12 protein-coding genes are annotated in these 10,477 nt (G+C 36.3%); all 12 read left to right on the forward strand.

What is annotated here, in order from left to right; translation table 11 throughout:
- Nucleotides 1-809, forward strand: an 809-nt coding sequence (locus QZ357_RS09320; protein WP_290776455.1) for a hypothetical protein, incomplete at its 5' end; no start/stop codon positions are given.
- A gap of 42 nt (nt 810-851) precedes the next feature.
- The gene (locus tag QZ357_RS09325; protein WP_290776457.1) at nt 852-2,540 is read left to right on the forward strand and encodes a hypothetical protein; all 1,689 of its coding nucleotides are present in this window, start codon (nt 852-854) and stop codon (nt 2,538-2,540) included.
- 584 nt (nt 2,541-3,124) lie between these two features.
- The gene (locus QZ357_RS09330) at nt 3,125-3,907 is read left to right on the forward strand and encodes a hypothetical protein (RefSeq protein ID WP_290776459.1); all 783 of its coding nucleotides are present in this window, start codon (nt 3,125-3,127) and stop codon (nt 3,905-3,907) included.
- Between the two features lie 71 nt (nt 3,908-3,978).
- Nucleotides 3,979-4,794 (forward strand): hypothetical protein, encoded by an 816-nt coding sequence (locus QZ357_RS09335; RefSeq protein ID WP_290776461.1) that lies wholly within the window; start codon nt 3,979-3,981, stop codon nt 4,792-4,794.
- Between the two features lie 29 nt (nt 4,795-4,823).
- A complete protein-coding gene (locus tag QZ357_RS09340) occupies nt 4,824-5,174 on the forward strand; it encodes a hypothetical protein (RefSeq protein WP_290776463.1) in 351 nt (116 codons plus the stop codon).
- Nucleotides 5,175-5,232: 58 nt separating this feature from the next.
- The gene (locus QZ357_RS09345) at nt 5,233-5,841 is read left to right on the forward strand and encodes a hypothetical protein (protein WP_290776464.1); all 609 of its coding nucleotides are present in this window, start codon (nt 5,233-5,235) and stop codon (nt 5,839-5,841) included.
- On the forward strand, nt 5,838-7,934 hold the full coding sequence (locus QZ357_RS09350) for a hypothetical protein (RefSeq protein ID WP_290776465.1): 2,097 nt from the start codon (nt 5,838-5,840) through the stop codon (nt 7,932-7,934). Before QZ357_RS09345 ends, QZ357_RS09350 begins: the two co-directional genes overlap by 4 nt.
- 10 nt (nt 7,935-7,944) lie before the next feature.
- Nucleotides 7,945-8,346 (forward strand): hypothetical protein, encoded by a 402-nt coding sequence (locus tag QZ357_RS09355; RefSeq protein ID WP_290776466.1) that lies wholly within the window; start codon nt 7,945-7,947, stop codon nt 8,344-8,346.
- A gap of 2 nt (nt 8,347-8,348) precedes the next feature.
- Nucleotides 8,349-8,696, forward strand: coding sequence for a hypothetical protein (locus QZ357_RS09360; protein WP_290776468.1), 348 nt, complete (start codon nt 8,349-8,351; stop codon nt 8,694-8,696).
- The gene (locus QZ357_RS09365) at nt 8,653-9,171 is read left to right on the forward strand and encodes a hypothetical protein (RefSeq protein ID WP_290776470.1); all 519 of its coding nucleotides are present in this window, start codon (nt 8,653-8,655) and stop codon (nt 9,169-9,171) included. The genes QZ357_RS09360 and QZ357_RS09365 overlap by 44 nt, the downstream gene beginning before the upstream one ends.
- Nucleotides 9,172-9,184: 13 nt before the next feature.
- Entirely contained in the window at nt 9,185-9,757 is a 573-nt protein-coding gene (locus QZ357_RS09370; RefSeq protein ID WP_290776471.1) for a hypothetical protein, read from the forward strand.
- 8 nt (nt 9,758-9,765) lie between these two features.
- On the forward strand, nt 9,766-10,095 hold the full coding sequence (locus QZ357_RS09375) for a hypothetical protein (protein ID WP_290776473.1): 330 nt from the start codon (nt 9,766-9,768) through the stop codon (nt 10,093-10,095).
- Nucleotides 10,096-10,477 lie beyond the last annotated feature (382 nt).

A 10,477-nucleotide genomic window follows, 5' to 3' on the forward strand; every position in this document is an offset into this window, starting at 1 on the left:
GAAATAACATAGACAATTATTTGAAGAAATACGGTGCTGAGAATTTGGCATTTGATAATTCTCTTGCAATAAGTACAAATCCTGCATTTAAAGACCAACGCTTGACTGATATTGAAAATATGACACCAAAGGAAAGAAAGACATTGTATATAACATATATGGAAAAAGGGAAAGATGACGCGACGAAATATATAAAATCATTAAACCCCAGAATAGTAAAAAGAAAAGAAAAAGATATTTTAAGGTTTTTGGGGAATGACAGTAAGAGTAGGTTGTATGCTCTTGCAACTCTAAATCATAAAAATAGAACATTGGATGGATATAAACAGACTTTAAGATTGTTATTAGGCAATGATAAAAATCCGCCTGATTTAGAAGCTCTAAATAAGGCAATAATAAAATTAGAAAATAAAGAGGGTAGTAAACAAAAAAGTCTTATTGATGGAGTAGGTATAACCAATGATATTATTTCATCTTTAATATTAGCATATTTTTTAAAAGGAAAATCATCGGAAATTGAAACGGCTAAAATTTTTGGAAGGACATATAATAATCAGATGTATTCAAATAAAGAAGGTATAACATTGGAAGCAACAAACAAGGCTCTTAAAGAAGCAAAACAAGATGCTTTAATAAGCGAAATAGCCGGAAGAGTTTCATCTCCTATTACCAATGAAATTATTGATATATTGAGAAATGTCAAAATTCCTATTCCTGATAATGGGATTATTGATTTAATTACAGATAATTTAAATAGTGCATTGTTAGAAAAAATATTGAGAAAAGATGAAATAGAAGAAAATAAGTGATAAAATATATTATATAGAATAAGGTAAGAACAGGGGATTGTTATGAGAAGAAGGTTAACGTTTGTAGAAGTAATGACAATATTCGTCATATGCATAATTGTCGGGGTGTTGTATTATATAGATAATGATTTTCAGCCTTACATGTCTTCAGAGGTAAAAGAGATGAGAAGGTTTGTCAATTATCACCGTGAAAGGCTGATTGATTATAGAAGTTATCCTCAGTTTAATAACGAAAGAGAAATTTTAAACCGAATGTTTGCCTCTGACGAAGGGGTAAAGGAGGCTGTTAAAAGAGCTGATGTCAAATTTAAGTACGACGGTGAGTATTTTGCGGAGGTTAAGGTAACTCAGGGCAGTTATGGATATATATATAAACGAGCCTTAAAAAAAGCGAATAAATATATATCTAAAAATAATATAAAAAATAAAAAGAAAAAAAATGATATATTAAACAGTTATTTGGTCAGTGAATATACGCAGCTGAAAGATGCCACTGTGACTTATAACTTTGAAAAAAAAGTGAGTACAGATCAAGAAGCATCGTATGTATCGGTACTGATACCTACTGAGAAAGAGAATAATAATTATATTATATATTCTTCATTGCTCGGGGGGCTTAGAGAAGCTATGGTTGAAAATCCTTGTGATTATTTGATATTAGACAGAGAGTATAAATTTTATGTAGATCTGGATAATATATTGGACGGATACATAGAAGAGATAAAACACAGCGACAGAGAGGATTTAAGTCAATGCAGGGATATTATAAATACGATTAACTTTAAGAATCAAAACTTCAACAACGACAATATATTTGATATTATTCAGCCTCAATATACCAAAATGCTTTTTTCTGATTCTGTAAAGATACGTTTCAATGGGAATATTTATGGAGAAGCTTATCGCATATATAATAAGAATAGCTTTAATGCCAGATTGGAAAAAAATAAAAAAGCGGCATATTATTATAAACTTAAGGATTATGAGATGAGGTATGGATCGATAGGAATTACAAGAGAATATTTTGATTATACCGACCCGTCAGATGAGGATAGTATGTATGCAGTGGTGGATTATGAAGAAACTGTAGATAAGAATGGGGAAAGCACTTTTAAGTTGATTGTTTCAAAGGAAAAAAAAGAGGAAATATATGATAATATATTAGGGGGATTGCTCAGCGAGGTAAAAACAAGACCGTGTAAATATTATGATGAAAAAGAATTTGCAATGTATAGAGATTTTGACAGGCAACTTGAAGGATATGTTCATGAATTAAACGATAACGACAGCATGGAAAAATATAAAAAAATAATAAAAAGTATTTTTAACAAAAAGGATTTTAAAGATGTAGAAAATTTGATTGTTCCTTCGTATATTATCGATAAAAAGAAGAATAAGGTGATTGTGAATATAAATCCTTATCCTATAAGCGAAAAATATTTTGAAATAGTGGAGATATTGAAAGAGCATGAAAAAATGGGCCGGATGGATAAAGTAAAAGATAAAAAAGCATATGCGTATGACACGCTTGGACGTTATAATTATGATATGGAATACAGAGATTTTTATGATACTAATATAAGTTTATATTATGAAGAGATTTACGACGATAGTGGCGAAAAACATTATAGATTGGTAGTGAATGAAAAAGACAAAGAAAAAATATTTAAAATAATGATGGATAATTTGGATGAAGCAATGGAATATGAGCCTTATAAATATTTTGAATAAAGATATTGTTTAGTATGTAAAGGGGTTTCACCTCTTATGAATCCCACGACTTTTTTATTCGCCTAAAAAAGTCGATAAAAACGGCGCCACTGCGTGGTGCTCTAACGATTTTGACGCCTGCGTAAAACTCTGACCGAGTTTTACTGGCGGAAAATCTATCCCCACCCCTTTATTCATCAAACTACGTTAAAAATGGGACGGCGGTAGCATCGGTTCATGAGAAAATCGGGTAGATTTTCCATGAAATCCCGATGCGTTATAAGCCATCACAGCGATTGAGTGAAAGCATTTTTTCCATATTTTTGGGCTTCGGCAAAAATATGGTCGGGTTCTTAAGGGCAGACAGCCCTTAAAAGTGGGGTATTAGGGGCGGCGCCCCTAAATGTAAAGACACTATAGTGTCTTTTTTTAATGTTTTAAAACAGATGTTTAGGGGCGGCTGGGTTATAAGTTAAAGGGGGTTGTTTTGAGGAGGTGATTAAAAAATGATGTTATTTTAAAAGGTGACGTCTTCTAGGGACGTAAAAAGCGGGGAATGCCGCCCGAAAAGGCAGAAAAATTCCAAAATAAAAGGAGAGAATGATATGGAAGATTATTATGGGGAAGAATTTATGGACGATTACTCTTTGGATGAGTATGAAAAAGAGGATGATATTTATGACGAAGAAGAAAATTCTTACTTGGAAGCAGAAGAGTCGGAAGATTTAAGTACTGAAAAACAATATGAGGAAGAAGAGCAGGAACAAATGACCGATAATGACGACGAACAAGAAGATTTACTTTCGCAGCAGGAATACACAGGGGAGGGATACGACCATGAAGAATATAAGGAAGAAGAGGAGGGTGTCGGTAGTGATGCTCTTGGAGAGGTCCTTTTGGATGATATGAGCATTAAAGACAATGCCGAGCTTGCCAATATTCAGGCGGATAAAATCATTTCCCTTGGGGTGGAAGATATGAATGAGGTATTGGATGAGCTTTTGCTTACAGACTGCGACAATACCAGGGATTCAGTTTTGAAAGAGAGGATATCGGGTGAACTGGTCTTGCGTTCGGGAGAGAACGCTTTGAGAGAAAGAGGAGAAGACCCGAGTATTTTAAGAGACGAAAATTTTATTTCTTTTGCGGGGCACTTCAGAGACGACATACCTTTGATGGATGTGTATGAGTGCTATGTAAAAGAAGTTGTGGGGAGGGAGGAAAAGCCCTCTTATTCTCCTGCCGGAAGCGTAAAAGATACGAAGAAGAGCGGGGGAATAAAAGATTTTTACACTTCAGATGAAGTGGACGAGTTTACAGCTGAGGATTTGAGAAGAAATCCGAGACTGCTTGATATAATAAATCGTTCTATGGAACGATGGGGATAAGGGACAGACACTCTTAAGGGGTGTTTTTTTATTAAAAAAATCAACAAAAGAAAAAGGAAGGTAAATAAAAAATGAGTTACAACAATTTTAAAGCGACGGTATGGAGTGCAAACATACTCAGAGATTTGGAAAAAATGGCGGTACTTGACAAAGACTGTTGCCATGATTTTGACGGAGACATAAAACAAGCGGGAAAGGTTAAGATTTTGGGGGTTGCAAGACCTACCATAGGTGATTATGACGGAAGGGATATTCACGACCCCGAAGATGTGAAAGATACCAGCATATATCTCGACATCGACAAAGCAAAATATTTTAACTTCGGAGTGGACGATATCGACAAAGCTCAGTCGAGAAAGGGGCTTATGTCTTCTCTAAGAGCCGAAGCTACTGCGGGATTGACAGAAGCATATGAGTACGACATAGCATGCGAAGCAAAAAATGCAGGCAAGTTTTCTCAGTCGACGGCAGTTTCAAAAGAAGAGGATATGAAGAAGCTTATCGACAAAGGGCTTGTATGGTTAAGAGATAACGGTGTACCTATGACACAAAGGGTAGTAATCGAGCTTACGCCTTGGGCATACGATATTTTTGAAAACAAGATTATCGAATTAAAAACGAGAAACGACAAATTGATTGAAGAAGGAATTTTAGGTAAGTATAAAAATGCTTACGTAAAAATGAGCAATAACCTATATAACGACGGAAGCGACGATTATCTTATGATAAGAACAAACAGAGCAATTGCGGCAGGCAAACAAATCGATAACGTTGAGCCTTTCAGACCGGAAAAAAGATTTATGGATGCGGTAAAAGGTCTGCTTGTATACGGAACAAAAACCGTAAGACCAAAAGAATTATATACAATAAAAGCTCATGAAGCTTAAAAAAAGAAATTATAAAAGGAGATAGAAAAATGGCAGTAACAAATGTAGAAAGATTGACGATTAAAGGAAACGTACCCGGAGGATACCCTGAAATGGTTAAAATCGATACAGCGGACGGAGCGCTTATAGATTTTGAAGGTAATGACGAAAAGACTCTCATTATTCTTTCGGCTTCTTCCGAAAGTGCGAGTGTGACGGTACATAACGGAAACGGGATTCAGGGGGTGGAAGCCGCCGAATTTGAGTTTGATATTCCAAACGGCGAAACAAAGACATTGGTTCTTGAAAGCGGAAAGTACAAGGACGTAAAAGAGAATAAAGGAAAGGTGAAATTAAGCGTAACGGGTACGGTATCCGTAGGCGTTATAGAACTTCCTTAAAAGACAAAGATGAGACCGATTGGTGGAAAATATATCAATCGGTCTTATGGGAGGTAATATGAGCATAAAAAGCATTAAAGAAATAAAAAGATACGTTTTGGCTTTGATTGAGGAGTATTCTTTGTCGGATTTATATTCTTCCGACGATGAGGATATAAACAAAAGACTCCTACCGATAATAAACATTCATTATCAAATGCTCGCGAATCAAAGCCCTATAATAAAAAACAAAATAATAGAAATCGAAAAAGACGAAAAAAGAGACGGAGAAGAATACATTCCTTATTCTCTCGGCTCTCTTTGCTCAAAGCTTTTGGCAGTTAATGTTGTAAAGTCAGATTACGGAAGCATTGATTATTATTACAGAAACAGAAAAATATACGTAAGAAATAATTTTGAAGGGAAAATTGATGTTGAGTATGCGGCGTATGCCGAAGATTTAAGCGAAATTCCCAAAGATAAGCTTGACGATACCGAGCTGGATATTGACGTAAATGGGGTAATAGTTCTTTGCTATCACGTTGCAAGCGATATATTAAAGACCGATGTGAGCGCAAACTATGCTGCTTTTGACGAAAAGGCACAAAAAGTGATAGGGGCTTTGGATATAAAGAGAAGCGATGTGATAGGAGTTGTGAAGCCCTTAAAGAATTACGGAGGTTTATGATGGCTCAGGGAGGAATGATAACGAGAACCTATGAAAGCATAAACGGTGTGGATTTTTCAAATGAAGGAAGAAATGTAAGTCATAACCGTGGGGTGATGATAGTCAATATGTATAAAAATTATGAAGATGACAGCAAGTGTGTGGTAACCAGAGAGGGGTACAAGCTCATAGCGGATTTATCATCCCTTGCTGAGGATGAAAATGAGGATAAAACCATATACGGGATACACATATATACTTCGATGGGTACAAGTATTGCTTTGGTGCATATGGGAAGATATTTGTATTTGTATGAAGATTTTCCTTCTTTTGAGAATGAGGGTGGTTTTGAGCTTTTATGTAAGAACATGAATTGTTCAAAATCTTCATCCTTTATGTACAACGACAATTTATATATAAACGACGGTATTGGGTATTACAAATATGACGGAGAAAAGCTTGTCGATATAGGGGATTTGAATAGGATAAATGAACAAATGCTTACAATAAGCGGGGATATAAAGGAGGCTTCTTTGGATGTTCCTTTTGTTCCGACAACCTCGGTATCCCGTCTGCCTGAAGGCGGAGGCGAGAGTTATCAGGGGGTAAATGTTCTTACTCCTTGGAGAAAAAATTCCTTTTCGGCAAACGGAAAAGACAAAACTTTTTATTTGGATACTTCGGATTTGACGAGGGAAGATATTGATTATATAAAGGTATGGATAAACGATACTTATATAGATTTGGTGAACGGAACTGAGCTTACTTATGAGGTTAGAGATGAGGAAAGTGGAACCTCTCAGACTAAGACGACATCCTTTAAACTTGCGGATAACGGGATAAACAAAGAAAAGGGTCGTATATCCTTTAATGAACCGCCGCCTTCTCCTCTTACGCTTGGAGGAGACAATGTCGTTATTTTGTTTTACAAGGAATCGGATGAACATAAAAAAAGAATAAGTAGCTGCAAAATAAACACTGTTTTTGATAACAGGGTGTTTTTTTCTAAAAGCAGTATTTATAAAAATGCATTGTTTCACAGTGAGCTGAACAATCCCGAGTACGTGTCGGATTTAAATTATTATCAGGACGGAAGTGACAATGAGGAAATAACCTCTATGGTTGTTGCGGGAAGTGTACTTTGGGTGTTCAAAGACGGAAAAGAAGGCGGAAACAATCTTTTTTATCACAAAGCATCCACCGAAGAGATAAGCACGGTGAATTTTGCGGGAAAAACGGAAGTGAAGAAAGTAACGGTTTATCCGTCCAAGCAGGGAAAGAGCAGTTTCGGGAGTCTCGGTTGTTCCGTCAACTTCTTAGACGACGTATGCTTCCTTTCCAAGGAAGGAATGTACGGACTTAAGTATTCGGATTTGAACAGTGACATATACTCTTTGGACTTTGTATGCCCAAGATCTACCCTTATAAATCCCAAACTTATAAAAGATGATGGATACAAAGATGCCTGTATGGATGTATATAAGGGGTATTTATGTATACTCATTAATTCCAAGATGTATTTGGCAGACAGCAGGAGTACTTACAAAGTCGGCAAAGGGTACGAGTACGAGTGGTTTTATTTTAAGGATATAAGAGTAAAAAACGAAGATGAAAGTTTCAGTCCGGGAGTTTACTTAAAAGTATTTGACAACAATATGTTCTTTGGGACGACAAATGGGCAGATATGCGTATTTGAAAGTGATTCTTATGAAGATAACGGAGAAGAAATAGAAAATTACATAATTTTAAGGTCCGACAATTTCGACAGCATAAATCATTTAAAGACCACATCCAAAAGAGGAGGAATAGCGAAGTTTAAGGTTATGGGCAATTCCGGAGTAAATGTATATGTAAGGACGGATAAAAGCAAAGATTTCAGATTTGTTGCTTCCCATAAAAATTCCGGGTTTTCCTTTTTGAATTTTGATTTTGGGGCGGTAAGTTTCTTTTTTGATAAGGACAACAATTACAAAGTATTGAGAACGAAGCAGAAGAAATTTAACGAACTGCAGATAAAACTCGTCGGAGAAAGCAGCGATAAGAAAAGGAAAATGCCTTTCGGATTCTTTTCTCTTACGTTGGAAGCATTTAAAGGAAGTTATATAAAGAGGTAGGTGAAGATAAATGTCAATGGAAAAAATAGTTGAATTCAATAAAGACGTCAGAAATATACAGCCTTTAGGGGACACACCGATTATATCGGGGGAAGAACTCAGAATGGCTTTTGACAAAGCGGGTGTGGATATAAAGGAGTATTTAAACGATACTTTGGTTTGTTATATTAACGATGAGCTCACTGTTGGGGTTGATAAAAACGGAGAGGATATTGCAAATCTGGATAAAAAAATAGAAGAAAATAAAAATGATGTAAACAAAGAAGTAGTGAAAATATATGTAAATTCCACAAATACCGAGCCTGTAAATACCTCACCCGAAATAAGGTTTGTAAAGAATACGGCGCCGAGTATGAACAATTACGGTGCAAAGTTGCCTGTCGGCTCTGTTGTGTTTGTGTATGAGGGATAGTTATGGCTGAGAGCGGAAAAGTAACTGGAAAATATTCAAATAATGACGATGTGTATATTTCTCTGGAATGGAAACTTAAAAGTCAGGATAAGGACTCAAATACGAGTATTATTCACTGTGAGCTGTGGCTTAGAGGCAAAGACAGTTACAGACACTGGAATTTTTACGACCACACTAAATACATAATGGTGGACGGCGCAAAGAAAACGGATACCAAAACTCATTTTGATACTTTTAAAAATCCGTGTAAATTGATGAGCGGTGATTTTAAAGTAAAGCATTCTGCAAACGGAACTTCGGATTTTAATGTTTCGGCGTGGTGTAAAGCTCGGAACGGCGACGATTTCTAAAAAGAACTTTACGCTTCCTGTGATAAAGAGGGTTTCCAAGATAAACAGCGTAAGCATAATAAATGAATATAAAGGGGTAAAGGTCGGTTATACGAAGTACAATCCGAAATTCAGCGATACCCTTGTTATAACCTGCGGAAGTTTTACAAAGACGGTTAAAAATTATAAAAGCTCAAATACCGTGGCTTTTTCCGGCAGTGAAGTTGAACAGATAAAAAAGGTGATAGGCGAATCGACAAGTGTAACTTTTAAATGTTATTTAAAAACTTACGACGGTTCTCTTTTCCTTGGGAACAGTTCTGTTCTTTCCAAAAGCGGAAAGGTTACGAAAGAAGATGTCGATATATATATAAAACTTTCTTCTGCGTCGATTAAAAAGGTAAAAGGTGTATATATAAAATTGACGGACAGCAGTATAAAAAAAGTAAAGAACTCTTATATGAAATTAAAAGAAAACAGTATAGTAAAAAACTAAAGGAGGTAAGGAAATGGCAACCAATCCATATAGCGGACTTGGCGGTTACGCAAGTAAAAATTATAACAATACAATAAAAGGTTTGGATCGTTATTATGGGCAGACTAAAAAAAATATAGAAAGCACGACGGATCAAAGAGTAAAGGAGTTAAATCAAAAAAAGGCGCAGGCATCCCGTGATGCAATAACGGAAGGGAGAGCGGCAAATGCCGAATATTTAAAGAGTATAAACCCTTACGGATACAATGCACAAAAACATGCGGGAATGGGACTTGGAAGAAGCGGGTTTGCAGAAAGCGGCAAAAGTGCAAATTTCAATTCCATGCAAAACAGGGTTGCGAACGTCAGAAACACTTATGAACAGGCAAAGATGAATTATGACAATCAGATAAATGAGGCTTATAATTCCAAAAATGCAAAAATGGCGGAGCTTGCCTACAATACGATGAATAACAGAAGCAAAGCTTTGGACAGTTTATTAAGCAGGAAGATAGGGATAGCTTCCGGGATAAGCAGTTGGAAACTCGGAAAAGGAAAATTGGATTTATCTAGAGATGAATTCAAATTCAGAAAGTCTCAGGCGTAGGTGAAAAAATGGAAATAAAGTTCAGCAACAGCGGGTATATGTTTTTTAAAGTAAGTGATGAGAGCATTTTGGATATGAGTATTATATCTAAAGTGCTTTTTACTTTTGGAAAAGGAGCAAAGCAGCTTATAAAAGAATACCCGGGAGAAGTGAGTTATTTTGAAAGGGAGCGGGGTTTTCTCGTTCCTTTTACGCAAGAAGACATGACGGGATTCAGACAGGGGGAAGATGTGGAATATGACGTTAAATTTTTATATAAAACAGGAGACAGCTATTCGACCGATATAGGAAACTTTGAAGTCGGGGAAGTGGTGAATAAAAACGTTTATTCCATATAAAACACTATCAAGGGGCGTTGCCCCTTACCCCCTTTCAAGGGATTTCATCCCTTGTACCCTATTAAGGGGTTTCACCCCTTACACCCTATCCAGGGGCGCTGCCCCTGAAACCCCGCTCTTTTTTTGCTTATCCAAAAAAAGAGGTAAAAAGGATACAACTGCGTTGAGCTTGTAACGCAACAAGATTTCCTCGAAAAAACTACCCGTTTTTTCGGGAATTGTTGCTACCGCCACCCCCTTTTTCAATGAAAGGGATGGGGATAGATTTTCCGCCAGTAAAACTCGGGTAGAGTTTTACACAGGCGTCAAAATCGTTATAGCACCACGCAGTGGCGCCGTTTTTATCGACTTTTTTAGGCGAGTAAAAAAGTCGTGGGGTTTA

Origin of the sequence: Anaerofustis sp. (assembly GCF_019420015.1) — a bacterium.
In the GTDB taxonomy this organism is placed as follows: Bacteria; Bacillota; Clostridia; order Eubacteriales; family Anaerofustaceae; genus Anaerofustis.